We start from the raw sequence: 26,367 nt of genomic DNA on the forward strand, positions 1-26,367 counted from the left end.
CAGAAGTGAAACGCCGTAGCGCCGATGGTAGTGTGGGGTCTCCCCATGCGAGAGTAGGACACTGCCAGGCATCAAATTTAGCGTGCTGATATGGCTCAGTTGGTAGAGCGCACCCTTGGTAAGGGTGAGGTCCCCAGTTCGACTCTGGGTATCAGCACCAATTACATGGGTTAAAGTTCGGTAGTTGTAGAAAAGAATTTACCTGGCGGCAATAGCGCGGTGGTCCCACCTGACCCCATGCCGAACTCAGAAGTGAAACGCCGTAGCGCCGATGGTAGTGTGGGGTCTCCCCATGCGAGAGTAGGACACTGCCAGGTATCAAATCAAGTAAAGACCCCATGCCAAAAGCGTGGGGTTTTTGCTTTTCTGCTATCCAGTTAATATCTATATTTCTATCTTTTGACTGAGAGTCAGTAGCTTATACTCGGCAGTGTTTTATCATCTTAATATCAGTTACTTTCCTATAATTCATTAAAAATCATATTGATAGTTATTGCCGATCCTTTCGTTGATACAGAGGTTTTTTGCGTTTCTGTCATATATAAAATGAGTATTGGTTGTTTGCTACACTCTATATGTTGAAATTTCAGCAATGAAACATTTTCAGGTTGTCGCAGATTGCTCGACTTTTTATCAATAAACCGCTATCTTCAGGCATCTGGAAGTCTAAACGTATAAACGGATATTGAGGATATAGGCATGCCAATTCGGGTTCCTGATGAATTACCCGCAGTGAGTTTCTTACGCAATGAGAATGTTTTTGTCATGACCTCATCGCGCGCAAAAACTCAGGAAATTCGTCCCCTGAAGGTATTGGTGTTGAATCTAATGCCTAAAAAAATTGAGACGGAAAATCAATTCCTGCGTTTGCTCTCTAACTCGCCATTGCAGGTCGATATTCAATTGCTGCGTATTGATAGCCGTGAGTCAAAAAACACGCCAGCCGAGCATCTAAACAACTTCTATTGCGACTTTGAAGACATTCAAGAGCAAAATTTTGATGGGTTGATTGTGACCGGGGCTCCATTGGGGTTGGTCGATTTCTGTGATGTTGCTTATTGGCCGCAAATTGAGCGTATTATTGCGTGGGCAAAAGATCATGTGACCTCGACTTTATTTGTGTGTTGGGCGGTACAGGCGGCGTTAAATATCTTATATGGTATCCCTAAAATGACTCGTGAGACCAAGCTCTCAGGCATTTACCAACATCAAACAGATAAACCCCAGGCGCTACTTACACGCGGCTTTGACGAGACATTCCTGGCCCCTCATTCCCGTTATGCAGATTTCCCCGTTGAGGTGCTCCAGCAATACACTGATTTAGATATTCTGGTCTCATCAGAAGAAGCGGGTGCCTATCTATTTGCCAGCAAAGATAAGCGGGTTGCTTTCGTAACCGGCCATCCTGAGTATGATGTCGATACCTTGGCAGGTGAATATCAACGTGATCTGGCCGCGGGCCTTAATCCTCAAGTTCCCTTCAATTATTTCCCCAATGACGATGCTTCATTATCCCCAAAAGCATCTTGGCGTAGCCACGGGCACCTGTTGTTTGCTAACTGGTTGAACTACTACGTTTACCAAATCACACCATTTGATTTGCGTCATATGAATCCTACTCTCGACTAATTTTTCCCTTCTCTAAATGTAAATAAAGGCGGCTGAATCGAGGCCGCCTTTGTATTTATTGTTTTAATAAACGCCATTAACCCCATCTAAACTGGTCTGATCTCTTTGTGAAACAATAGGTTACCGTGTAATAAATGCAGGAATGGAATCTAGTTCCTATCTATATAGAATTTATCATAATGTTAACTGCATGATAATTAAAGATTAAAAAAATATTTTAAATAAAAATGGAAATCGTTTTTGATTTTCACAATTAATTGATTATTCTTAGTCCTGTCGGGATGAAAAGTAACCATAAAATCTAGCCTTCAATTTCCGGTTGGAATGCATCATCCGATACAAATCCAAGAATGACGCTGTATTAGCGTTGATGTGAAAGTTGTGAGATTGGGAAGGGGAAGGGAAATGACACAACAGTTAGTCGGCACGGAGTTAGTTTTCACACAGCATTTTAATGCGGCGGAACGTCAGGTTTTGCCGGATGAAGCTATCGAATTCTTAACAGAATTGGTGGTGAAATTCGCTCAGCCACGTAATGAACTCCTTGCAGTACGGGCATCCTGGCAGAAAGGTATTGATCAAGGCAAGTTACCAGACTTCATTTCGGAAACTAATTCCATTCGTGATAATGACTGGAAAATTCAAGGAATTCCTACCGACCTACGTGATCGTCGCGTTGAGATTACCGGGCCAGTTGAGCGCAAAATGGTGATTAATGCCCTCAATGCCAATGTGAAAGTTTTTATGGCCGATTTTGAAGATTCACTGGCACCAAGCTGGGACAAAGTGATTGATGGCCAAATTAACTTACACGATGCGGTCAAGGGGACGATTTCCTATGCAAATGAATCCGGTAAAATTTATCAGCTCAAACCCAACCCAGCGGTATTGATTGCGCGAGTTCGCGGCCTGCATTTGCCAGAAAAACATGTGAAATATCAGGGTGAAGATATTCCTGGCGGCCTGTTCGATTTCGCGTTGTATTTCTACCATAACTATAAGCAACTCCTTGCCAATGGCAGCGGACCTTACTTTTATTTACCGAAAATGCAGTCCTATCAAGAAGCTGCGTGGTGGAGTGATGTTTTCACCTTTACCGAGCAGCGTTTCGACTTACCGCAAGGCACCATTAAAGCCACGGTATTAATTGAGACATTACCTGCCGTGTTTCAGATGGATGAGATCCTCTACCACCTGCGCCATCACATTGTTGGCCTCAATTGTGGCCGCTGGGACTATATCTTCAGCTATATCAAAACACTGAAAAACCACGGCGACCGTGTGTTGCCAGATCGCCAATCAGTCACCATGACTCAGCCTTTCCTCAGCGCGTATTCCCGTTTACTGATCAAAACCTGTCATAAGCGCGGAGCTTTAGCGATGGGCGGCATGGCAGCATTTATTCCGAATAAAGACCCAGTAAAGAATGCGTTAGTGTTGAATAAAGTGCGTGCTGACAAAGAGTTAGAAGCCAGCAATGGTCATGACGGTACTTGGGTAGCGCACCCAGGTTTGGCTGATACCGTGATGGAAGTTTTCAACAAAGTATTAGGGTCACGGCCAAATCAATTAGAGGTTAATCGCGAGCAGGATAAACCGATCACCGCCGCTGAGTTGCTGGAGCCTTGTAGTGGTGAACGCACGGAAGAAGGGATGCGCGCCAATATCCGGGTGGCGGTGCAATACATTGAAGCATGGATATCGGGCAATGGTTGTGTGCCGATTTATGGCCTAATGGAAGATGCCGCAACGGCTGAGATTTCCCGTACTTCTATCTGGCAATGGATACATCACCAGAAAAGCCTGAGTAATGGTCAGACGGTGACGAAAGAGCTGTTCCGAAACATGTTGAGTGAAGAAATGCAGGTAGTGAAGCTTGAACTTGGCGCAGAGCGCTTTGATGGCGGGCGGTTTGAAGAAGCTGCGCGTCTGATGGAGCGAATTACAACACAAGACGAGCTGATCGACTTCCTGACCCTGCCTGGCTACGCGCTGTTGGCATAACCCTACAAAATTGAATAATAAGGAATATCGCTATGACTACCTCTCGTGCTCAACAAATTCAGCAATTGGAACAGGAATGGAAATCACCGCGCTGGCAGGGCATTATTCGCCCATATAGTGCCGAAGAGGTGATTAAATTACGCGGTTCAGTTAATCCCGAGTGCACATTGGCGCAGCACGGTGCGAAAAGATTGTGGGAATTGTTGCACGGTAAATCGCGTAAAGATTATATCAACTGTTTGGGCGCGTTGACCGGGGGTCAGGCGTTGCAGCAAGCGAAAGCCGGGGTCGAGGCTATTTATCTGTCGGGCTGGCAAGTTGCGGCTGATGCTAACACGGCATCAAGCATGTATCCGGACCAATCACTGTACCCGGTGGACTCAGTGCCGGCGGTAGTTAAACGTATCAATAACAGCTTCCGCCGCGCAGATCAGATTCAGTGGTCGAATAATATTGAGCCGGGCAGCAAAGGTTATACCGACTATTTCCTGCCGATTGTGGCTGATGCTGAGGCCGGTTTTGGCGGTGTGTTGAATGCGTTTGAACTGATGAAAGCCATGATTGAGGCGGGTGCCGCTGGCGTGCATTTCGAAGACCAACTGGCGGCGGTGAAGAAATGTGGTCATATGGGGGGGAAAGTTTTAGTGCCGACACAAGAAGCAATTCAAAAGTTGGTCGCCGCCCGTCTGGCCGCTGACGTGCTGGGAGTGCCAACTCTGCTTATTGCCCGTACTGATGCCGATGCCGCTGATTTGCTGACCTCTGATTGTGACCCGCATGATAGCGAGTTCATTAGCGGCGATCGCACCGCTGAGGGCTTCTTCCGCACCCATGCCGGTATTGAACAAGCCATCAGCCGCGGTCTGGCCTATGCCCCTTATGCCGATTTGGTATGGTGTGAAACTTCAACACCCGATTTGGCGCTGGCTAAACGTTTCGCTGATGCGATTCATGCACAATTCCCCGGTAAATTATTAGCTTACAACTGTTCGCCGTCATTTAACTGGAAAAAGAATCTGACTGACCAGCAGATTGCCAGCTTCCAAAATGACCTGTCTGCCATGGGTTACAAATACCAATTTATTACCCTCGCGGGCATCCACAGTATGTGGTTCAACATGTTCGACCTGGCCCATGCTTATGCGCAGGGCGAGGGCATGAAGCATTATGTTGAGAAAGTTCAGCAGCCAGAATTCGCAGCTGTCGAGCGCGGCTATACGTTTGCATCTCATCAGCAAGAAGTGGGCACCGGCTACTTTGATAAAGTCACCAATATCATTCAGGGCGGCGAATCTTCCGTGACGGCATTAACCGGCTCGACGGAAGAACAGCAATTTTAATTCGCTGTTTGAATAAAAGTGTTTTTTATCATGAGCCTGCATATGCAGGCTCTGTTCCGTAGGGCTGGGGGGTTATCATGGCGGTAAAACTGGAACACTTAATCGCTCAGACAATTTTGCAGGGGTTCGATGCGCAATATGGCCGCTTTCTGGAGGTCACCGCTGGCGCTCAGCATCGTTTTGAACAAGCAGAGTGGCATGCCGTACAGCAGGCGATGAAGAAGCGTATTCACCTCTATGACCACCATGTCGGTCTGGTGGTCGAGCAATTAAAACATATTACTGACCAGCGCTGCTTTGATGTGGATTTTCTGACTCGAGTCAAAGAGATTTACACTGAGTTGCTGCCGGATTATCCGCGCTTCGAAATCGCCGAAAGTTTTTTTAATTCAGTCTATTGCCGGTTGTTTAAACACCGAGATTTAACACCAGATAAATTGTTTGTGTTCAGCTCACAACCGGAGCAGCGCTTTCGTGAAATTCCCCGCCCATTAGCGCGTGATTTTGCCCCTCAGGGCAATCTAAGCGGCATGTTGCAGATGATGCTCAATGATTTGCCACTGCGCTTGCCTTGGGAAGATCTGCCGCGCGATATTGGCTATATTGTGGCGGCGCTGCGGAAAAACTTTACCGATGAGCAACTCGCGTGTGCCCGCTTTCAAATTGCCAATGAACTGTTTTATCGCAATAAAGCCGCCTGGTTGGTGGGGAAACTGCGGTTAGCGGATGAAATCTACCCATTCCTGTTGCCTATCCATCACAATGAATCCGGCGCGCTATTTATTGATACCTGCCTAACCAGCAAGGCCGAGGCCAGTATCGTGTTCGGCTTCGCCCGCTCTTATTTTATGGTGTATGCGCCATTGCCCGCGGCGATGGTGGAATGGTTGCGGGAAATATTACCGGGTAAATCGACCGCCGAATTGTATATGGCGATTGGCTGTCAAAAGCATGGTAAAACAGAAAGTTACCGTGAATATCTCACCTTTGTTCATCAATCTGACGAGCAATTTATTATCGCCCCAGGGGTCAAAGGCATGGTGATGTTGGTGTTTACCTTGCCGTCATTTGATCGGGTGTTTAAGGTCATTAAAGATGAGTTTGCGCCGCAAAAAGAAGTCAGTCAGGCGCGAGTTTTAGAATGCTATCAATTGGTTAAAGAGCATGACCGGGTAGGGCGCATGGCGGATACCCAAGAGTACGAGAATTTCGTGATTGATAAGCACCGCATCAGCGCTGAATTATTGGCAGAATTACAGCGAGAAGTACCTGAAAAATTAGAAAATTTAGGAGATCAAATCATTATTAAGCATCTGTATATGGAGCGGCGTATGACGCCATTGAATCTCTATATGGAGCAGGCAAATGATCAGCAATTGAAAGATGCCATAGAAGAATACGGCAATGCTATCAAGCAACTGGCGGCGGCGAATATTTTTCCCGGCGACATGCTGTTTAAGAACTTCGGCGTAACCCGGCATGGGCGCGTAGTGTTCTACGATTATGATGAGATTTGCTATATGACGGAGGTGAATTTCCGCGATATTCCGCCACCGCGCTATCCGGAAGATGAGATGGCCAGCGAGCCGTGGTATAGCGTGTCACCCAATGATGTCTTCCCAGAAGAATTTCGCCATTTCTTGTGCAGTGACCGGAAAGTGCGGCACTTTTTTGAGGAAACGCACAGCGATTTGTTCCACGCCAGCTATTGGCGAGGGTTGCAGCAGCGTATTAAAGACGGGCATGTGGAGGATGTTTTTGCCTATCGACGCAAACAACGATTCTCCCAGCGGGTGATATCTTAACGGCGACTGCGCGTTGTCATTTTAGGATTGGGCAGTGCTCAAAATCCTCACGTACTTCGTGTACGCTCCGGTTTTTCCGCGCTGGTCGTAGCGGCTTATGCCGCCGGAGTGCCCCTGGGCGCGGTAAACCCTTCGATCATTATGCTTAATCTACGGTGTCTTTACGATCTGCTTGTTCTCACCGAACGACAAAGTTTTAACTAATTAACCTCGATTCCCGCCGCCGTAGGATTGGGTTATCTCTTTAGCAGCATGAATGACCAGCGCGCCAAGTTCTGTGACGCGATCGTCGGTAATGCGCGATACTGGGCCGGAGATGGAAATTGCGGCAAAGGCTTCGTGGTGTTCGTCGAACAGGCAGGCGGCGATACAGCGCAGGCCAAGTGCATGTTCTTCATCGTCAAATGAATAACCCTGCTTGCGGATCAGGGCCAGATTCTCTTTCAGACTGGCTGGGCTGGTGCGGGTGTGTTGAGTATAGGCATGCAGCCCTTTTTTATGTAAAAGCTGCACCAGTTGCTCATCTGGTAGTGTGGAGAGAAAAGCTTTACCCGCCCCAGAAGCATGCATCGGCAGCTTACCGCCAATCGGCGCTGACATACGCATCAGTGCAGTACATTGCACTTGGTCGATAATAATGGCTTGATAGTCACTGTGATCCAGTACCGCCAAATTCACGGTTTCACCGGATTCATCCATTAAACGGCGCAGCATCGGGTGAACCATCGCCAGCAAATTGCGGCTTTGCAAAAAGCTGCTGCCAACAATAAAGGCATGTGCGCCCATGGTCCAAAGGCCCAAATCACCCACTTGACGGACAAAACCTTGCTGTTGCATGGTGGTTAACAGGCGATGAGTGGTTGAGTTGGGTAAACCTGCCTGTTGGGCTAAATCTGTTAGCGCGACACTTCCTTGCGATTCGGAAATATATTCCAGTAATTTAAGTCCTCGAGTCAATGATTGAACCTGACCTGTCGCCGCAGGGGTAGTTTGCGCGGCTGCCTTGGGTTTCTTTCCCCGCTTGATCGGAATCGGTAGCGCCATAAATCAGTCTCTCATCTATTATTATGGAATTCATTTTCGTTTTTCAATTATGCATGCAAACAGTAAAAAATGCTCATCCGATGAGTGTGGTTTTCTACCTGAAAAAGTCTCAACTGTGGCTGGACTCATTACATTGATAACTTGTGCTAGGATGACAGATGAATTTTTCAGCATGTCTGATACAAATAAACAACCAAAATACGTCAGATAATGGCAAGGCAACAGGGTAAAGAGGCGACAGTGGTGGATACAGTTACGAATAATAAGGTTAAGGAATTACACCAGCAATTAGCACAGCGGATTTTAGTGCTGGATGGTGGTATGGGGACCATGATCCAGAGTTATCGGCTGGAAGAGGAGGATTACCGGGGCGCGCGTTTTGCTGATTGGCCCAGTGATCTGAAAGGAAACAATGACTTATTGGTGCTTTCCAAGCCCGAAGTCATAATTGCTATTCACAATGCCTATCTTGAAGCCGGCGCTGATATTCTCGAAACTAATACCTTTAACTCCACCACCATCGCCATGGCGGATTATCAGATGGAGTCACTGTCAGCTGAAATTAACTATGAAGCTGCGCGTCTGGCCCGAATCTGCGCGGATGAATGGACTGCCCGCACACCCGAAAAACCACGTTATGTCGCCGGGGTGCTAGGGCCGACCAACCGCACCGCCTCTATCTCGCCTAAAGTGAATGACCCTGCATTCCGTAATGTCAGTTTTGATCAGTTGGTTGCAGCTTATCGCGAGTCAACCCGCGCCCTGATTGAGGGCGGTGCTGACCTGATTATGATTGAAACGGTCTTCGATACCCTGAATGCCAAAGCGGCCACTTTTGCGGTTGAATCTGAATTTGAAGCTATGGGTGTGCTGTTGCCGGTGATGATTTCCGGCACCATTACCGATGCTTCGGGCCGTACTTTATCCGGTCAAACCACTGAAGCTTTTTATAATTCTCTGCGCCACGTGAAGCCGCTTTCTTTTGGCCTAAACTGTGCTTTGGGGCCAGATGAGTTACGTCAATATGTCGCGGAGTTATCGCGTATCTCTGAATATTATGTCAGTGCGCACCCGAATGCGGGTTTGCCAAATGCCTTTGGTGAATATGATCTGGAAGCCAAAGAGATGGCCGAGCAGATTGGCGAGTGGGCGCGGGCAGGATTTTTGAATATTGTCGGCGGATGCTGTGGGACGACACCGCGACATATCGCCGCGATGGTCAAAGCTGTCGCTGGCGTTGCACCGCGGCAGTTGCCGGATATCCCGGTCGCGTGCCGTTTAGCGGGGCTGGAACCGCTGACGATTGATGCTAACTCGCTGTTTGTTAACGTCGGCGAGCGGACTAACGTTACTGGCTCGGCCCGCTTCAAGCGGTTGATAAAAGAAGAAAAATATGATGAAGCACTGGATGTCGCCCGTCAGCAGGTTGACAGTGGCGCACAAATCATCGACATCAACATGGATGAGGGCATGCTGGATGCCGAAGCCGCTATGGTGCGCTTCCTTAATCTGATTGCGGGTGAACCTGATATTGCTCGGGTGCCGATTATGATTGACTCCTCAAAGTGGGATGTCATCGAAAAAGGTCTGAAATGTATTCAGGGCAAAGGGATTGTTAACTCTATTTCAATGAAAGAGGGTGTTGAAGCCTTTATCCATCACGCCAAATTAGTGCGCCGCTATGGTGCAGCGATGGTGGTGATGGCGTTCGATGAAACCGGGCAGGCAGATACCCGTGCACGTAAAATCGAAATTTGTCGCCGAGCTTATAAAATTCTGACTGAAACTGTCGGTTTCCCGCCGGAAGATATTATTTTCGACCCAAATATTTTTGCGGTCGCTACCGGGATTGAAGAACATAACAACTATGCGGTCGACTTTATTGAAGCTTGTGCCGATATCAAAGCCGAACTGCCGCACGCCATGATTTCAGGCGGTGTTTCCAACGTTTCTTTCTCTTTCCGCGGCAATGATCCGGTGCGTGAAGCTATTCACGCGGTATTCCTTTATTACGCCATTCGTAATGGCATGGATATGGGTATCGTCAATGCCGGGCAGTTAGCTCTCTATGACGACCTGTCGGATGAGCTGCGTGATGCGGTTGAGGATGTCATTCTCAATCGTCGCAGCGACAGCACTGAGCGCTTGTTGGATTTGGCGGAAAAATACCGCAGCAGTAAAAGTGGTGAAGTCGCCATTCAGCAAGCCGAGTGGCGCGGTTGGGCGGTGGGGAAACGGCTGGAATATTCACTGGTTAAAGGGATTACTGAATTTATCGAGTTGGATACGGAAGAAGCCCGCCAGCAGGCTGACCGGCCAATTGAGGTTATTGAAGGGCCGCTGATGGCGGGGATGAATGTGGTGGGCGACTTGTTCGGCGAGGGGAAAATGTTCTTGCCGCAGGTGGTTAAATCCGCGCGAGTGATGAAACAAGCGGTCGCCTATCTCGAGCCTTATATTGAAGCCAGCAAACAGAAAGGCACCACCAACGGCAAGATCCTGTTGGCGACGGTCAAAGGCGATGTGCATGACATCGGCAAAAACATTGTTGGCGTGGTATTGCAGTGTAATAACTATGAAATCATTGACTTAGGCGTGATGGTGCCGACTGAAAAAATTCTGCGTACCGCGCGGGAAGAAAAGGTCGATATTATTGGTTTGTCTGGTCTGATTACGCCGTCATTGGATGAGATGGTTAACGTCGCCAAAGAGATGGAGCGCCAGGGCTTTACTTTGCCGTTACTGATTGGGGGCGCGACCACCTCTAAAGCGCATACCGCGGTTAAAATCGAGCAAAATTACAGCGGCTCCACCACCTATGTTTCTAACGCCTCCCGCAGTGTCGGGGTGGTTTCAGCGCTGCTATCTGATACGCAACGCGATGATTTTGTAGCAAAAACCCGCAAAGAATATGAAACTGTGCGTATTCAGCATGCGCGTAAGAAACCGCGGACACCACCGGTCAGCTTGCAGACCGCACGCGCGAATCAAACTGTCATTAATTGGGCGAATTATACTCCGCCAGTGGCACACAAATTGGGGGTTCAGGCGGTGGAAGCCAGCGTTGAAACCCTGCGCAATTATATCGACTGGACGCCATTCTTTATGACCTGGGCGCTGGCGGGTAAGTATCCGCGCATTCTGGAAGATGAAGTGGTTGGGGAAGAAGCTAAGCGCTTGTTCGCGGATGCCAATGAGATGTTGGATAAGTTGTCAGCCGAAGATTTGCTGCATCCCAAAGGGGTCGTCGGCCTGTTCCCCGCCAACAGTGTTGGCGATGATATCGAAATTTACGCTGATGAGCGGCGTGATGAGGTGCTGGTGGTCAGCCACCATTTACGTCAACAAACCGAGAAAACCGACTTCCCGAACTATTGTCTGGCGGATTACATTGCACCTAAATCCAGTGGTAAAGCGGATTATTACGGCGCTTTTGCGGTCACCGGTGGGCTGGAAGAGGATGCGCTGGCCGAGGCTTATGATGCTCAGCATGATGATTACAACAAAATCATGATTAAGGCGCTGTCTGACCGGCTGGCCGAGGCTTTTGCAGAATATCTGCATGAGCGGGTGCGTAAGGTGTATTGGGGCTTTGCACCCAATGAAAATCTGAGTAATGAAGAGTTAGTGCGGGAAAATTATCAAGGAATTCGTCCGGCACCGGGATATCCGGCCTGCCCGGAACATACAGAAAAAGGCCAAATCTGGCAGCTATTGGATGTAGAAACTCACACCGGGATGAAACTGACCGAATCTTACGCCATGTGGCCGGGAGCATCAGTGTCAGGTTGGTATTTCAGTCATCCGGACAGCAAATATTTTGCTGTTGCGCAGATTCAGCGGGATCAGGTTGAAGATTACGCTGCCCGTAAGGGAATGCCAGTTGCTGAAGTTGAGCGCTGGTTAGCGCCTAATTTGGGCTACGATGCCGACTGATACCTAACTTAATGATTCGGAAAAATAAAAAGGAGGTTGCCATTGTGGCAATCTCCTTTTTTATTAAACTGATAAATTATCGTGACTGATTTACCTGAGTGATTACGCGAGAGTTAGTCTCGTGTAATTCCAGCTACGGCATCTTTCTGTTCTGCTCCACCATGAGCGCCAATAAGGGGTGTTTTCCCCTTTTTGATATCTTTGAGTCCGGCACCAATGCTACCGACTACAGATGAAGCCGCATGTACTCTGGCTCCGCCTTCGATATGTTTGCCCTTGATATCTTGCATTTCAATGCCATTAGTTTGTAGAGCGACATCTTGGGCTTGGTTGGATAGCTTGCCGCCAATTAGCTCTGTTTTGCCGCTAACATTCAGATTTACGCTGTTTTTACCACTGATGGCAGACTGCTGTTCGACAGCTTTATTGTTGACGACGTTAACATCAATCTCCGCACTGCCCTTGATGTGGTTAGGTTTCTCATCCAGGACTTTACTTTTGGTTTTGTTACCAACCAACTTAGCGCCTTTTTGCCACCATTTATCTTTTTTTTCTTCTTCATTCTTTGATTCGGTCAATGTCAGTTTATTGCCCTCTTTGGTGTAACTCAGAGTGGAAACATTGTCCTCTTTCTTGGCGGTAAATCGGTCTGAGATTTTGTCATATTGGTTTTTGATTTTGTCGAACAGTTTGGTGGAGTGTGTGTCTAGCTCTTCCTTGATTTTATTGGAACCAACCGGGCTGTAATTTGCTATTTGACTGTTCAGACTATCTCGAGTTCCTTTACTGACACCTGCGGTCAGGCTAGTGCTCACCTCGTGTAATTCATCTTCCCGGCTTTCAACTTTCAGGTTGCCACCAATAGTGCCATTAATATTATCGGCTTGGATGATTGCACCCGCCAGAGTGGTGTCTTTCGCACTGGTGAGAATGACATCGGTGCTATTTAGCTGGGTATTTTGCTGTGTTACCGAGTTTAGGTTGTTTACCTCAACATCCAGTTTGGCCTCGAACCCATTACTTTTCTCGCTGCTTTGTTGAGCAACCACCCCTTTATCATCTTTTTTAAAGCTACTACTTTGGTTGGCCTTAGCCTCGATCCCAAAGTTCCAGTTATTTTTATGCTCTTTGTCTTGCACAGATTCCAGTTCGATACCGCCATTTTTTGCATCCAAAATGGTTTTTTCGCTGGAGATGTTGGCATTTTGCATATGGATGGCTTGCTTATCATCGCTGCCTGCTTTCACCGTCAATGTCCCATTGCTGTTAATCACACTGCCCTGATGCAGAGTAGCAGATTCGTCGGTGTGCGCCACTTTAACGCCAGCTCCGGCTTTGATCCCTTTGCTGTTTTTATCAGTGCCTTTGCTGTTACTGATACCGGCATTGGCGCTGGCAGACCAGGTCATATCCTGTGTTTTCCCTTGAGATTCTGCGGCTTGCATATCGACTTTGCCGCCAGCTGCCAGCAGAATATCACCCGTAGCTTTTTCTTTGCTGCCGAACGATGTGCCGGTCAGTGTCAGATCTTTTCCTGCATTCAGCTCAATCCCCTGTTGGCCCTGAAGATTGCTGACTTGAGCAATCGACGTGTTGCTTTCGCCTTTACTGTGCCCGCCACCTAAGCCAGCGCCAAACTCTTTACTTTTAGCATTGGTGCCGAGATTCAGTTTGGCATTAGCATCAAGGTTATTATGGTTTTCGCTGGTCAGATTGGTTGCTTGATCAAAACGAATATCTCCGCCCGCATTGACCGAAATTTTGCCATCCCCTGCATTCATATTGGTGCCTTGATAAATAGCATCTTCTTTAACATTGATATTGATGCCATTTGCTGCGTTCATGCTACCAACTTGCGCGATTTCACCTTTAACTTGCTGAGTATGATTTTTCCCCTCGCCTTTGCCATCAACGGTAATGTCTTTGCCGGTAGTGGTATAAATGCGGATATCTCCCCCGCCAGAGACTTCTTTAGTGTGCTGTTCAACATTATTCACCGCGGCTTCAGAGGTGTGGCTGGTGGCATTCAGAGTGATGCTACCTTTATCTGCCTCATATTTTGTTCCCTGATCTTTGACTTCACCGCTGGCATTAATATTGATATTGCCGCCTTTTATTGATGTTTCGGTAGCTTGGCTGCTATTGAGGCTGGTTTCTTTGGTACCTCCTGTAGCATGGAGGTCGAGCCCGATGTTAGGCGCGCCTATCTCGTGTGCGGCATCAAGCATGCCAACCAGGTCAAGATCATGGGTTTTATCGAGCACGTCTTCAATCGGGCGGGTGACCTCGCTATAGTCAATATTGGCCCCATAACCGACATCAACTGTCGTGGTATTGGTGAGGGTTTTTTCGCTGTTTTCAGCGGCGAGATTATTCACATTGTTGGCGTCAACGTTATATGAACCCTCGACCTGATGGCTGCTTCCTTGGTTAGTGACATCTTTGGTAGCATTGATATTCAGATCACCGACGACCTGTGAACCAGAGACCACAGCGGTTGATTTATCTATGGTAACTTGCGTGTCTTCATAACTGACATTGGCCCCGCTGCCGGCTTTATCCATCCCGCCGTCGTAATGAACATCAACCCCGACAGTCTCTTTTTCTTTATTGCTGGTGAGGGTATCTTGTGCCGCCACAAATGAGACATTTTCACCTTTAATATCGGCATCACCTTGGGTGGCAGTCAGGTTTGAGCCGGTAAATGTGACGTCTTTCTCAGCATCCAGTTTAATTGTGCCACCTTCAAGGGTCGCGCCATGGTGCTTAATGCTCTCTGTTTTTTCACTTTCACGGGTATGTTCCAGTTTCAGCCCAGCCTGATATTGATCATTACCGTCATCACTGGTAAAACCACCAATAGTTAATTTGGTTTTTTGTTCATCAATTTTTTGTTGTTCGACGGCAGCTTGAACATTAATATCCCCCAGTGTTTCAATGCCCAATTCACCGGCGCTTTTTACCAAACTGCCAATGACATCGACATTATCTTTGCTGATGATTTTAAGATTAGCGTCTGAAACTAATTCACTGCCGGTAATTTTTTCATCACTATTATTGGCTTTGTGTGAGCTGCCGGTAATATTAAAGGCGACCCCGGTGCGCTCATCAATTTTAGTGATAGTAATACTGACGGCATTGTCGATTTTAATACCGCCCTCGGCCGATTGAACATAACCATCTTTAGCGGCTTTGACTTTACTGCCGGTAATGGAAACACCTTTATTACCAACAACCAGAATATTGCCATCAGCAGTTATTTCTGAGCTGTGGCTGGTTTCCGCATTCTTCTTGTTATTATTATGGTCGATGCCCCCCAGACCTAAGTTTTGTTCATTCCTGCCCTTAGTCGTTTTCTGATTTTTGGTCTTTTGTACATCAATCTTAACTTCATTGGCATTGATTAATAAATCACCGCCAGCAGAAGCCTGAACTCCGTTGGCGCTAATGTCCCCTTCTGCGGCCAAGCCCATATTTCCACCCGCTTGTAATGTGGTTTTATTCAGTGCTTGCGTGGTCGTATTGTTATCCCAAGTTACATCTTTATTTGAATTAACATAATGGTGTCCCTTTTCTTGTGTTGATTCTTGATCAACTACAGCCACAAGGTTTAAGTCTTTTTTCGCTTTGATGGAAAGGTTATTACCTGCTTTAATAGAAGTACCGGATAGCTTTATATCCCCTTTAGTTGACTGAAGTGAGACATTATTTTCCGCAATGATGGTGGTTCCAACGGTTGTTTGTTGTTCATTTTTATTATCTTTGGATTTACTCCACTCACTGAGCCACCATCCGCCGCCTTCTGAATAACCATCGGTCTGTGTATTCGTGAGTGTTTCTGTATCCAGTTTAATATCACCGCCTTGCATCACCACATTCTTACCATCAACAATGGCAGCATCGAGATGGCTTTTCTGCTTGGCAATAATAGAAATGTTTGAGCCTTTGATTTTGGTGCGCTTGAGCGTTTGTGTCGTCGAACCATCAGAAGTGGATTCAACAATATCGCCTGAGGTGAAAATATCACCCGCGTTGATGGTGATATTTTCACCACGTAAATCGGCGGGACTAGGGTTGTAATCCAGTTCTGGGTCAGAATCAATATCAAGGTTCAATTTTCCAGATGTTGAAATATCCACTGATTTATGGGTAGTAAAACTACCTGACATATTTATTCCATTGCCCTCTGCGGTATTAACAATACGAATTCTGCTTGCTACCATGCTGCCAAACATTTTACTGTCGTAGGCAGTTCCTGAGTAGTCGGCTGATTTTAGTATTGTACCGTCGGCACTCACTTTATTTTGACCTAATATGATGTTGATATCCTGCGTGGAAACTATATTTCCCAAAATATTGATGCGTGGCGTAATTAAATCTAACGTCCCACCAGATGCAGTATAACCCTCGCCTATTTCTAATAGGTTGGTATTATTTCGGGTATCAAAACCTTGCAGATTGCCTTGTTCCACTAACGGATTACCAACCACCAATGAGTTCCGATTAGTATTAATAAAACCGCAACTGTTACAGGTAATACCATTGGGGTTAGCCAAAATATAATCAGCTGTCATCCCAAACACTTCTTGTTTTCCCAATAATAAGGATGGGTTACGGCTAATCACTTCATTCAAAATAATGCTGGCGGCTTGACCATTTAAATTTTGGTTAGCGCTCAATTGCCCCGCCAGTTGTGATTGACCCGCACTGAGGGAGTTATTAAACACTGCACCTGCTTTGTTAACGTTGAATTCATCAAACTGGTTATGTGATAAACCGGATGCCGAGGGCTTTACGATATCGACCACCGAAACACCATTGACTGAATTAACCTCTGGGCGGTGAGCAGAATCGCCCGCACCGACGATACCTGCGGCATAACAGGTGGCTACTGATACTGAAATAATAGCGACTGCCGCCGCCAGCTTTCCTGCCGGGGAGAGCTTGAACTTATTTTGTTTCATTTTTACTTCTCCATTTTCTCATATTGCTTGGTGTTGATAAAAATTGGTTTTCACTGGCAGCGGTTAATTAAAAGGAATAAGAAAAGCGCGCTAGAATTTGAACCGGATCTTTATTTTCTGATTTACCGGACAGTAAATGACCACGACTGGCTTCAATATCCAGTTTGATATCGCGGTAGCTAACATTGATGCCAGCACTCAAGCCCATCGCGCTGTTCCAGCCTTGCAATGGTTGCTGAATACGGCCCACATCAGCCCCTAATCGTGGTGTTATAGTGGTGTTGCCGAGAGAGAAATTGCGAGATAGGGTATTTTGTAAATACCAGCCGTTATCTGCAGATAAGCTATTACGGCTAAAGCCGCGAACAGCATTGCTGTCGGTGATACTCAACCATTCAACGCCGGGTAAACGGTCGCGGGTATATTGGCCATAGAACTGATTGCTAAACAGATAAAAGTCATCGAACAATTTGAAATATTGGTTGGAGGTGAGGGTGGCTTTGGCTTTAGTAAATTGGCTATCTTGATAACTCGCTGTCAGGTTCTGATCGGCACCCAACCACGATAATCCCTGTTCAATACTGAGATTTGCATTGAATATGCCTGTGGGCAGGATATGCAAATGGTTAATACCTAATTCAAATACCGTCAGAGTTGGGCTACTGACTGTTATTTTCTGGTCATCGAAGTAGTTTTTGGCTTGTTTATAGGTCAGTTGGGCACTTAAGCCATCAATCTGGTCATTGTCGCGATAGAAAACATAATCAGTGCGTAAACCATGCTGTTGGGTTTTACCTTGGAGTTCGATGGTATTAAATTGTAATTTCACCGGATAAAGATATTCGGAGTAACTAGCAAAACCACTAAAGGTTAAAGCACCGTAAGGTACTGAATAAAAGAGTGAATAGGCACGGCTGTGGTTTTTCTGAGCGTTGTCGGTGGTGCTGGAAATATTTAAGCTGATGGAGTCTGATAATCCAAACGGATTATCGAAAGAAAATGCATTTCGGCTCAGCCATTTCCCCGTGTTTTCATTACCATAATTATCGAGTGAGCTTATCAGATGCCAGGGTTTTGACCGGGTATTACTCAGTTTTAGAATTGACCCGCCAGATTGGCTTCCCGGTAATATGTCGACAGTAATTTTGTTGGAGGGGAGGCGGTTGGCTTGGTCTAAATTTTGGTCGAGCTGTTTAATATTTAATGGGTGTCCCAATATATTGGGAAAAATAGTTTCGCCCTTTAATTCTGGATCATCACTTTCAATACTCTCAATAAAGCCCTCAGTGATATCCAGCCCCAGTTCACCCTCTTTGTCGGGGGGAATAAACTGGACCCGTGCCATAATATAGCCGTTGCTAAGATAAAGTTGAGTGAGCTCTCGGGCCAGCAGATTGACATGCTCGCTATTAATACATTGTTCGGGTATTACGCTTAATGACTCTAAATCTGCCGAGGTCAATAAGGTAATTCCCTGAATATAAACTCCACTGATAGGGAGGCATTGTGCGTTATCGTCTAATTCAGGGGCGTTATTTTGGGGAGCCTCTATCTCTGCTTCAGGCTGCTTAGCATAAGGCTGACGGCGTTCTTCTATTAATTGATTAACTTCATTGCTGTTATTTTGTAAGTTTTGGCGTGATTCATTGATCGGAGAGGGAATATCCATCCCCGGAGTTGTATTAGCGTAGGTGCCTGTGCTCAATAAAAAAAATAATGCGGTGCGTTTTTTGATCATGATATCTGCAGGGGAGATCACTGACGGAATAGGTTCAGTTCCTCCATCCTTGAGTCAAATTTACGGGCAGCACTATTACCGTCCCTGGTAAGTAAAAACGGCAGGGTGATTTGGGAATTAAGCTATATTCAGGGAAAAGAGAAATATAATGTTTTTTTGATATTTGATGGCAGATAAATAATGAATTTTATAATTATTTAATCTCTATTCAGGTCAATACAGGATGTTATTGGTTAAATTTAAATGGGAAATAGTGTGGCAAGATAAAATGGAAGGAATACATGCCCGTTGTTAGCGGGCATGGTGAATAGGCTAAATTACTCTTTGTCTTTATTTACCGGCTTGCCTGACCAATAACCCGCCAGCAGTGAACCCGATAGGTTATGCCAAACAGAGAACAATGCGCCAGGCAGTGCGGCCAGTGGTGAGAAGTAAATTTTACCCAGAGTGGCGGCCAGCCCTGAGTTTTGCATGCCGACTTCAATCGCCAATGTGCGGCAGGTTGACTCATCAAAGCCAAACAGTTTCCCGCCCCAATAGCCACTTAACAGACCAATTCCGTTATGCAGAATAACCGCAATAATGACCACGAAACCGACCGAGGCAATGTGGCTTTGGCTACCAGCAACCACGCCGCTGATGATGGCGACGATACAGACCATCGACATCGCCGGTAGGTAAGGTTCGATGCGTTTCACGGTTTTGGTAAAGGTGTGATGGACAATTAAGCCCGCAGTAATCGGGATAACCACAATTTGCAGGATACTTTTCAGCATCCCAATCACATCGACACTGATGGTGGCATCAACATATAAACGCGTCAGCAGTGGGGTGGCGAACACCCCCACCAGGGTCGAAACCGCAGAGATAGTCACAGAGAGCGCAACGTCACCTTTCGCTAAATAAATCATGACATTAGATGCTGTTCCGCTGGCAACACTGCCCACCAGAACCATACCGGCAGATAAATCCGGTGGCATACGGAACAGCATGGCCAGAATCCAGGCGGTGAGCGGCATAATCAGATAATGCAGGAAAGTTGCCGCCGCAACCGGTGCTGGGCGTGATAACACCCGCTTGAAGTCATCCAACCGCAGAGTGACCCCCATAGCAAACATAATCAGCATCAGCAGTGGGCCAACATAAGGGCCAATGCCAATAAATGTTGTGGGGCGGAAATAGGCCGCGATTGAGAGCAGTAATGCCCAGAGAGGGAACAGCCGGGTGATTTTTACTAACATGAGGCGAGAGTCCTTAATCGTCAGTGTTAGAGATAAGAAAACCGGACGAAAGCGCCCGGTCAAACTGCTGGCAAAGTCAAATGAAAGGGGAAATGTGCCGTCGGAGTGCCCCGAGGTGCGCCTTTCACTGACTCAATGGTTATTCAAACAGATTATGATGCAGCGTTTGTACCACTTTTTCTGCATCATTACCCGGCACCAGGAAGCACAGGTTGTGGCTGCTAGCTCCGTAGCAAATCATGCGGATATTGAATGGGTCTAGCACGCCGAATACTTCTTTGCCCACACCGCAAGCTTGCGACAAGTTATTACCGATAATTGCCACCAATGCCAGGTTTTCTTCCACTTCAACCCGGCACAAAGAAGAGAGTTCGGTCAGTAGCGAGCTAGTCAGCAAGCTGTCACCGATTGATGTCGAACCTGTGGTATCCAGTGTTAGCGCCACACTGACTTCAGAGGTGGTTATCAAATCAACTGAGATATTGTGACGCGCCAAAATGTTAAAAACTTCCGCCAGAAAACCGCGTGCGTGCAGCATATTCAGGCTATGCAGGGTCAGCAGGGTTTGTTTGCGGCGTAGTGCCAAGGCCCTGAATAATGGAGGATTATAAGTTTCATTGCACACCAGCGTGCCGCCAGCCTCAGGATCTTTGCTTGACCCGACAAACACCGGAATATCACTGCGCACCGCCGGTAATAAGGTGGCGGGATGCAGCACTTTGGCACCGAAAGTCGCCATTTCAGCCGCTTCTTCAAAGGCGATTTTATCAATGCGTTTTGCGCCCGGAACCACCCGTGGGTCGGTGGTATAAATCCCCGGAACATCCGTCCAGATATCAATCCGACTAACATTCAGCGCTTCACCCAGCAGTGCGGCGGTGTAATCACTGCCACCCCGGCCAAGCGTCGTGGTGCGGCCTTTACTTTCACTGCCGATAAAACCTTGCGTTACGATAATGGCGTGCTCGATACGCGGTGCTAACTGGGTCTGAGCCAGTTCAGACAATGCTTGGGTGTCCGGCTCGGCTCGGCCAAAACGGTCGTTGGTGCGCATGATTTTGCGTACATCAAACCATTCCACCTCGACCTGACGTTGGCGTAACAGTTCGACAAATAGCAGGGTCGACATCAATTCGCCGTGGCTGACCAGTTCATCGGTCAGTGCCGCCGAAGTTGCCAGACTAGCTGCTTCTGACAGCATGGCAATGTTCTCCAACATGCGGTCAATTTCTTCACGGATAACGGCGGGGTCAGAAAGTTTAGCGAGAATACTGTATTGAATACGGCGGATTTCGTCTACATGAAGGGCACGTGTTTCCTGTTCGCAACCATCGGCCAATGCAACCAACAAATTGGTAATCCCGGCTGAAGCCGACAAAATCACCAAACGAACATCCGGGTTCGATAAAACTACGTCAGCGCTGCGGCTCATGGCATCAAAATCAGCCACGCTAGTCCCGCCAAATTTGGCGACGACAATGGAGGTCGGTTTGCTGCGAGTCTGTTGGGGGTCAGTCTGTTGTTGTGAAGCCTGTCGTTGTGAAGCGGAAATCATCTAAAAAACCTCGTGTCAGATGCCATCTCGGGTAGTCGGCTGTATTTTTCTCTGTACAAGGAAATAACGGGTTATCCACTTTCTGTCAATGAAATGGCTATGAGGTATTTTCATATTTAATAATGTGCTCCCTCATATCACTAAATTGATTGGATACTGGCCCGAATGTGAGCGGCTGCTATGATTGAAAGTCTTAAGATTATGATTAAAAGTCTTAAGATGGGCTGCCATATTGAGAAAACAGGGAGCAGATCAAAAGTTGTTTCGAGAGATATTACCTATCGCAAGAAAAGAGATCTCAATCACAGGGTAACAGGATACAATCAGGGTATTCGTTTCATTAATCCTTAAGCCTAGAAGAGCGCCGCTATGAAAAATATTAATCCTAGTCAAACCGCTGCCTGGAAAGCGTTACAGCAACACTTTGAACAGATGAAAGACGTCACCATCAGCAGTCTGTTTGCCAAGGACGACCAGCGTTTTAACAAGTTTTCAGCGACTTTTGACGATCAAATGCTGGTGGATTTCTCCAAAAACCGCATTACCAGTGAAACCATGGAAAAACTGCAAGCGCTGGCCAAAGAAACTGATCTGGCGGGCGCAATTAAGTCTATGTTTTCCGGTGAGAAAATTAACCGCACGGAAGATCGCGCGGTACTGCATGTTGCTTTGCGTAACCGCAGCAATACGCCCATCGTGGTCGATGGCAAAGATGTGATGCCAGAAGTGAATGCGGTACTGGCAAAAATGAAACAGTTCTGTGACCGCGTCATTGGTGGTGACTGGAAAGGCTATACCGGCAAAGCAATTACCGATGTAGTGAATATCGGTATCGGTGGTTCTGACCTCGGCCCTTACATGGTGACCGAAGCGCTGCGTCCATACAAAAATCACCTGAATATGCATTTTGTTTCTAACGTTGATGGCACTCATATTGCTGAAACCTTGAAACCGCTGAACCCAGAAACCACGCTGTTCCTGGTGGCGTCAAAAACTTTCACTACCCAAGAAACCATGACCAACGCACATAGCGCCCGTGACTGGTTCTTGTCCACCGCCAGTGATGAGAAGCATGTTGCGAAACACTTTGCCGCATTATCGACCAACGCCAAAGCCGTAGGCGAGTTTGGTATTGATACTGACAATATGTTTGAATTCTGGGATTGGGTCGGTGGCCGTTATTCCCTGTGGTCCGCTATCGGCTTGTCTATCGCGCTGTCCGTGGGCTTTGAGCATTTTGAAGAGCTGCTCAGTGGCGCACACGCCATGGATAAACACTTTAAAGAAACTCCGGCCGAGCAGAATCTGCCGATTCTGTTGGCATTGATTGGCATCTGGTATAACAATTTCTTTGGTGCAGAAACCGAAGCTATCCTGCCTTATGACCAATATATGCACCGTTTCCCGGCTTACTTCCAGCAGGGCAATATGGAATCCAACGGTAAATATGTTGACCGTAATGGCAACCCGGTTGATTACCAGACTGGCCCGATTATCTGGGGCGAACCCGGCACCAATGGCCAACATGCGTTTTACCAGTTGATTCATCAGGGCACTAAATTGGTTCCTTGTGACTTTATCGCACCGGCTATCAGTCATAACCCACTGAGTGATCACCACGCGAAGTTGCTGTCTAACTTCTTCGCCCAAACTGAAGCGCTGGCTTTCGGCAAAACCTTGGATGAAGTTGAAGCTGAATTTGCCGCTGCGGGCAAAACACCTGAGCAAGTGGCTCATGTTGCGCCATTCAAAGTGTTCGAAGGCAACCGCCCAACCAACTCCATTTTGCTACGTGAAATCACGCCGTTTAGCTTGGGGGCCTTGATTGCGCTGTATGAGCATAAAATCTTCACGCAAGGGATTATCCTGAACATTTATACCTTTGACCAATGGGGTGTAGAGCTGGGTAAACAACTGGCGAACCGCATTTTGCCAGAACTGGCTGATGATAAAAATGTGACCAGCCACGACAGTTCTACCAATGCGTTGATTAACCGTTTCAAGAACTGGCGTTAAGCTAACGGGCTAAGCTCCTTGATCCGCGCTTATTAGCCCCTTACTGATGTAAGGGGCTTTTTTTCGGCCCGGATTATTTCACCTACTTTCAATAGGATTATTTATGGCCAAAAATTCGCGTTCACAGTGGATAGCCAAGAATCTACAGCGTTTACTGAATGTGGGGTTAATTGCATTGGCCGCTATTTTGGTGGTCTTTCTGATAAAAGAAACCTTCCATCTTGGGAAGGTATTGTTCGTCAATAATCAGGATGCGTCTTCTTACATGCTGATTGAAGGGATTGTGATTTACTTCCTGTACTTCGAATTTATTGCGTTGATTGTTAAGTACTTTGAGTCCGGTTATCACTTTCCATTGCGCTATTTTATCTATATCGGGATCACCGCGATTATCCGGCTGATCATTGTCGATCATGAAAATCCGATTGATACGCTGATTTATGCCGGTTCCATATTGCTGCTGGTGGTGACGTTGTATTTAGCCAATACCGATCGGCTAAAACGCGAATAAAAATGGCGGCCATGACGGCCGCCCTAAAGACACAGAACCAGAGAATTAAAGTACAGCAATTGAAGCAGCGGCATAAACGTACGAAAAATTTTAACCTTTCACGCCACCCGCCGTGAGACCACCGACCAGCCAGCGCTGTGCCAGCAGGAAGACGGCGGTGATCGGAATGGCCGATAGCACGGCGGCAGCGGCAAAATCGCCCCACAGATAGTTTTGCGGATTCAGATACTGCTGCATACCCACCGCCAGGGTGTAACTGTTCACGTCCCGCAATAACAATGAAGCGACCGGAACTTCAGTAATGGCGGCAATAAATGACAGAATAAAGACCACGGCTAAAATCGGCACAGACAGCGGCAATAGCACCAGTCTGAAAGCTTGCCATGGTGTCGCGCCGTCCAGGGCTGCGGCTTCTTCCAGTGAGTTATCAATGGTTTCGAAATAGCCTTTGATGGTCCAGACATGCAGGGCGATCCCGCCCATATAAGCAAAAATCACCCCGCCATGCGTATTTAACCCGATAAATGGCAGATATTGCCCGAGGCGGTCAAACAAAGCATATAGCGCGACCAAAGACAGTACCGCCGGGAACATTTGGAAGATTAACATCCCTTTCAACAGGCTGCTTTTGCCGCGAAAACGCATGCGGGCAAAGGCATAAGCACAGGTGGTGGAGAGGGTAACAATCCCAATGGCGGTAATAACCGCAATCTTGATGGAATTCCATAGCCACAGCATCACTGGGAATGGCGGCGGCGTCACACTGCCATCGGCGTGTGTCACACTCATACCCAGCGCCAGCTTCCAGTGTTCCCAAGAAATCTGATCGGGAATCAAGCTGCCGGTGGCGAAGTTGCCGGGCCGCAGCGAGATGGTAATGACCATCAGCAGCGGGAACATAATCAGCGCGATAAAGCACAGCATCAGAAAATGGGTGCCTAATAGACGCAAACGCTGGGATTTAGGTTGAACCATGGCCATCTGCCTCTCCTCCTTAATCAAAATTCATTTTGCTGGCTTTCAAATTCAGTATCGCAAGCGCGCCTACCAAGATGAAAATCAGTGTTGCAATTGCCGCCGCCAAACCAAAGTCTTGCCCGCCGCCGCCTTCAAAGGCAATACGGTAGGTGTAGCTGACCAGTAAGTCGGTATACCCCGCAGGAGTGGTGGTGCCAATCATGTCTGGGCCACCATTGGTCAATAACTGAATCAGCACGAAGTTGTTAAAGTTAAAGGCAAAACTGGCAATCATCAACGGCGTCAGTGGCTTAATCAGCAAAGGTAAAGTGATGCGGAAGAAGTTCTGGAATGGGCCTGCGCCATCCATTGCCGATGCCTCATATAAATCATCAGGAATGGCTTTCAACAACCCCATGCACAGAATCATCATGTAAGGGTAACCGAGCCAGGTATTGACGATCAGTATCATGCTCTTGGCGGTAATAGGGTCGCTAAACCAGGCCGGTTTGATACCAAACAAATGGTTGAGCATCAGGTTGATTTCACCGAAACTTTGGTTAAATAACCCTTTGAAAATCAATATGGAAATAAACGCGGGCACGGCATAGGGCAGGATAAGTAACACCCGATAAACGGCTTTGCCTTTCAGGGAATCCCATTGCACTACACAGGCCAGCACCATACCCACCGTCACTGTCAGCACGACTGTCAGCAATGAGAAAATAATGGTCCAGATAAATATTGAGATGAAAGGCTTCTGAATGCCTTCGTCATGCAGCACCCGTAGGAAGTTTTTCCAGCCAATAGTGACGGTAAAACCGGGGCTGAGTTTTTCATTCTCCCACTGCCCGTCAGCATTGATAGCCTGATAGAAACCGACATCAATATTTGGCCGGTAGATCACGCCAGTCTGCTGATTAATCAATTCCTTACCGTCAGCGCCGAGCTTATAGAGCGGGCTGGTGCCGGCAAATTGGCGCAGTGAGCTCATGCGCAGTTCACCGCCACCCGGTAAGATTGCCACCAATCCACTGAGCGCCTGACGATTTTGGGTAATGATACGCAAGGAAGCTTGTTCGGCAGTTTGCTTTGTGCTGGTTGGCACCACATTTATTTTTTGCTCGCCTGTGGCACTCAGGCTGAAAGGTTCAGAAACCAAGAGGGTATTGTCATCCGGGTTAGTGAGCTGTAACCGCCATTGGTCATTGCTTGGATATAGACCAAAAGTATAGGTTTTACCTGTCTGAAATTGCCGGTCCATCAACACGGATTGGGCGCGTTCAAAAGTTAACTGGTTGGTACTGCTGTAGTTAGTAAAAGCGATGGCGATAGTGCAAATCAATGGAAACAGAACAAACAGCCCCATCCCCGCCACGCCGGGGTAAACATAGCGCCAGGCATAAGCACGGCGATTGGCGAAAACATACAGCCCCAGACTCACCAGAATCAGTGTCACAATGGCAAAAAGATATTCACCTTGAGCATACATCAACACAATTAAATAGCAGGTGAACAAGCTTAAGGTGCCAATAATCAGCCACTTAAACACATCACTTTGCCACCAGGCGGTTTTCTTTTTACGGCTTTCAAACTCGGTGTGGGATAACTGCATAATGTTCCCTTA

At 47.2% G+C, this 26,367-nt stretch carries 14 protein-coding genes, 1 tRNA gene and 1 rRNA gene; 9 read left to right on the forward strand and 7 right to left on the reverse strand.

The features are described from left to right. The first annotated feature begins 84 nt into the window (after nucleotides 1-84). The 6 genes from FTA91_RS06765 to aceK all read left to right on the forward strand — a co-directional run bounded on the left by FTA91_RS06765 (nucleotide 85) and on the right by aceK (nucleotide 6,778). Nucleotides 85-160, forward strand: a tRNA-Thr gene (locus tag FTA91_RS06765). Nucleotides 161-201: 41 nt separating this feature from the next. Further along, nucleotides 202-317: ribosomal RNA gene (rrf, locus tag FTA91_RS06770) — 5S ribosomal RNA — on the forward strand. A 382-nt stretch (nucleotides 318-699) separates the two neighbouring features. Continuing rightward, on the forward strand, nucleotides 700-1,629 hold the full coding sequence (gene metA / locus FTA91_RS06775; RefSeq protein WP_145583099.1) for a homoserine O-acetyltransferase MetA: 930 nt from the start codon (nucleotides 700-702) through the stop codon (nucleotides 1,627-1,629). 405 nt (nucleotides 1,630-2,034) lie between these two features. Further along, nucleotides 2,035-3,633: a malate synthase A gene (gene aceB, locus FTA91_RS06780; protein WP_145583101.1), complete on the forward strand. Its 1,599-nt coding sequence runs from the start codon at nucleotides 2,035-2,037 to the stop codon at nucleotides 3,631-3,633. Nucleotides 3,634-3,665: 32 nt separating this feature from the next. Continuing rightward, nucleotides 3,666-4,973 (forward strand): isocitrate lyase, encoded by a 1,308-nt coding sequence (gene aceA / locus FTA91_RS06785; protein WP_145534205.1) that lies wholly within the window; start codon nucleotides 3,666-3,668, stop codon nucleotides 4,971-4,973. Nucleotides 4,974-5,050: 77 nt separating this feature from the next. Then, nucleotides 5,051-6,778, forward strand: coding sequence for a bifunctional isocitrate dehydrogenase kinase/phosphatase (gene aceK / locus FTA91_RS06790; protein ID WP_145534201.1), 1,728 nt, complete (start codon nucleotides 5,051-5,053; stop codon nucleotides 6,776-6,778). A 204-nt stretch (nucleotides 6,779-6,982) separates the two neighbouring features. On the opposite strand, the gene iclR is transcribed toward aceK, so the two are convergent. Further along, nucleotides 6,983-7,822, reverse strand: a complete 840-nt coding sequence (gene iclR / locus FTA91_RS06795) for a glyoxylate bypass operon transcriptional repressor IclR (protein WP_050115839.1) — start codon at nucleotides 7,820-7,822, stop codon at nucleotides 6,983-6,985. Nucleotides 7,823-8,062: 240 nt separating this feature from the next. On the opposite strand from iclR, the gene metH reads away from it, so the two are divergent. Then, complete coding sequence (gene metH, locus FTA91_RS06800) at nucleotides 8,063-11,758, forward strand: methionine synthase (RefSeq protein ID WP_050115840.1); 3,696 nt, start codon at nucleotides 8,063-8,065, stop codon at nucleotides 11,756-11,758. Between the two features lie 113 nt (nucleotides 11,759-11,871). On the opposite strand, the gene FTA91_RS06805 is transcribed toward metH, so the two are convergent. The 4 genes from FTA91_RS06805 to lysC all read right to left on the reverse strand — a co-directional run bounded on the left by FTA91_RS06805 (nucleotide 11,872) and on the right by lysC (nucleotide 21,256). After that, nucleotides 11,872-16,722 (reverse strand): hemagglutinin repeat-containing protein, encoded by a 4,851-nt coding sequence (locus FTA91_RS06805; protein ID WP_145583103.1) that lies wholly within the window; start codon nucleotides 16,720-16,722, stop codon nucleotides 11,872-11,874. Nucleotides 16,723-16,789: 67 nt separating this feature from the next. Further along, nucleotides 16,790-18,460 carry a ShlB/FhaC/HecB family hemolysin secretion/activation protein gene (locus tag FTA91_RS06810; protein WP_145583105.1) on the reverse strand — a complete coding sequence of 557 codons (1,671 nt, stop codon included), beginning with the start codon at nucleotides 18,458-18,460 and terminating at the stop codon, nucleotides 16,790-16,792. A gap of 317 nt (nucleotides 18,461-18,777) precedes the next feature. After that, nucleotides 18,778-19,701 carry a ketopantoate/pantoate/pantothenate transporter PanS gene (gene panS, locus FTA91_RS06815; protein ID WP_050115842.1) on the reverse strand — a complete coding sequence of 308 codons (924 nt, stop codon included), beginning with the start codon at nucleotides 19,699-19,701 and terminating at the stop codon, nucleotides 18,778-18,780. A 139-nt stretch (nucleotides 19,702-19,840) separates the two neighbouring features. Then, on the reverse strand, nucleotides 19,841-21,256 hold the full coding sequence (lysC, locus tag FTA91_RS06820; protein WP_050115843.1) for a lysine-sensitive aspartokinase 3: 1,416 nt from the start codon (nucleotides 21,254-21,256) through the stop codon (nucleotides 19,841-19,843). Between the two features lie 369 nt (nucleotides 21,257-21,625). Here lysC and pgi point away from each other — a divergent pair, with 369 nt between their 5' ends. Together pgi and psiE are read left to right on the forward strand one after the other, a co-directional pair. Further along, nucleotides 21,626-23,272 carry a glucose-6-phosphate isomerase gene (gene pgi / locus FTA91_RS06825; RefSeq protein ID WP_145583107.1) on the forward strand — a complete coding sequence of 549 codons (1,647 nt, stop codon included), beginning with the start codon at nucleotides 21,626-21,628 and terminating at the stop codon, nucleotides 23,270-23,272. A 103-nt stretch (nucleotides 23,273-23,375) separates the two neighbouring features. Further along, complete coding sequence (gene psiE, locus FTA91_RS06830; RefSeq protein WP_050115845.1) at nucleotides 23,376-23,783, forward strand: phosphate-starvation-inducible protein PsiE; 408 nt, start codon at nucleotides 23,376-23,378, stop codon at nucleotides 23,781-23,783. A gap of 90 nt (nucleotides 23,784-23,873) precedes the next feature. Here the strand turns inward: psiE and malG are convergent, their stop codons facing one another. Both malG and malF read right to left on the reverse strand, forming a co-directional pair. Beyond that, nucleotides 23,874-24,764 (reverse strand): maltose ABC transporter permease MalG, encoded by an 891-nt coding sequence (malG, locus tag FTA91_RS06835; RefSeq protein ID WP_050115846.1) that lies wholly within the window; start codon nucleotides 24,762-24,764, stop codon nucleotides 23,874-23,876. Between the two features lie 13 nt (nucleotides 24,765-24,777). Next, nucleotides 24,778-26,355 (reverse strand): maltose ABC transporter permease MalF, encoded by a 1,578-nt coding sequence (gene malF, locus FTA91_RS06840; RefSeq protein WP_050115847.1) that lies wholly within the window; start codon nucleotides 26,353-26,355, stop codon nucleotides 24,778-24,780. Between the last annotated feature and the right edge of the window lie 12 nt (nucleotides 26,356-26,367).

Source organism: Yersinia thracica, assembly GCF_902170565.1.
Taxonomy (GTDB): domain Bacteria; phylum Pseudomonadota; class Gammaproteobacteria; order Enterobacterales; family Enterobacteriaceae; genus Yersinia; species Yersinia thracica.

What these genes read in the sequence shown, in the direction of transcription:
- metA (WP_145583099.1), top strand. Translation starts at nt 700, where the DNA reads ATGCCAATTCGGGTTCCTGATGAATTACCCGCAGTGAGTTTCTTACGC.
- aceB (WP_145583101.1), top strand. Translation starts at nt 2,035, where the DNA reads ATGACACAACAGTTAGTCGGCACGGAGTTAGTTTTCACACAGCATTTT.
- aceA (WP_145534205.1), top strand. Translation starts at nt 3,666, where the DNA reads ATGACTACCTCTCGTGCTCAACAAATTCAGCAATTGGAACAGGAATGG.
- aceK (WP_145534201.1), top strand. Translation starts at nt 5,051, where the DNA reads ATGGCGGTAAAACTGGAACACTTAATCGCTCAGACAATTTTGCAGGGG.
- iclR (WP_050115839.1), bottom strand. Translation starts at nt 7,822, where the DNA reads ATGGCGCTACCGATTCCGATCAAGCGGGGAAAGAAACCCAAGGCAGCC.
- FTA91_RS06805 (WP_145583103.1), bottom strand. Translation starts at nt 16,722, where the DNA reads ATGAAACAAAATAAGTTCAAGCTCTCCCCGGCAGGAAAGCTGGCGGCG.
- FTA91_RS06810 (WP_145583105.1), bottom strand. Translation starts at nt 18,460, where the DNA reads ATGATCAAAAAACGCACCGCATTATTTTTTTTATTGAGCACAGGCACC.
- panS (WP_050115842.1), bottom strand. Translation starts at nt 19,701, where the DNA reads ATGTTAGTAAAAATCACCCGGCTGTTCCCTCTCTGGGCATTACTGCTC.
- lysC (WP_050115843.1), bottom strand. Translation starts at nt 21,256, where the DNA reads ATGATTTCCGCTTCACAACGACAGGCTTCACAACAACAGACTGACCCC.
- pgi (WP_145583107.1), top strand. Translation starts at nt 21,626, where the DNA reads ATGAAAAATATTAATCCTAGTCAAACCGCTGCCTGGAAAGCGTTACAG.
- psiE (WP_050115845.1), top strand. Translation starts at nt 23,376, where the DNA reads ATGGCCAAAAATTCGCGTTCACAGTGGATAGCCAAGAATCTACAGCGT.
- malG (WP_050115846.1), bottom strand. Translation starts at nt 24,764, where the DNA reads ATGGCCATGGTTCAACCTAAATCCCAGCGTTTGCGTCTATTAGGCACC.
- malF (WP_050115847.1), bottom strand. Translation starts at nt 26,355, where the DNA reads ATGCAGTTATCCCACACCGAGTTTGAAAGCCGTAAAAAGAAAACCGCC.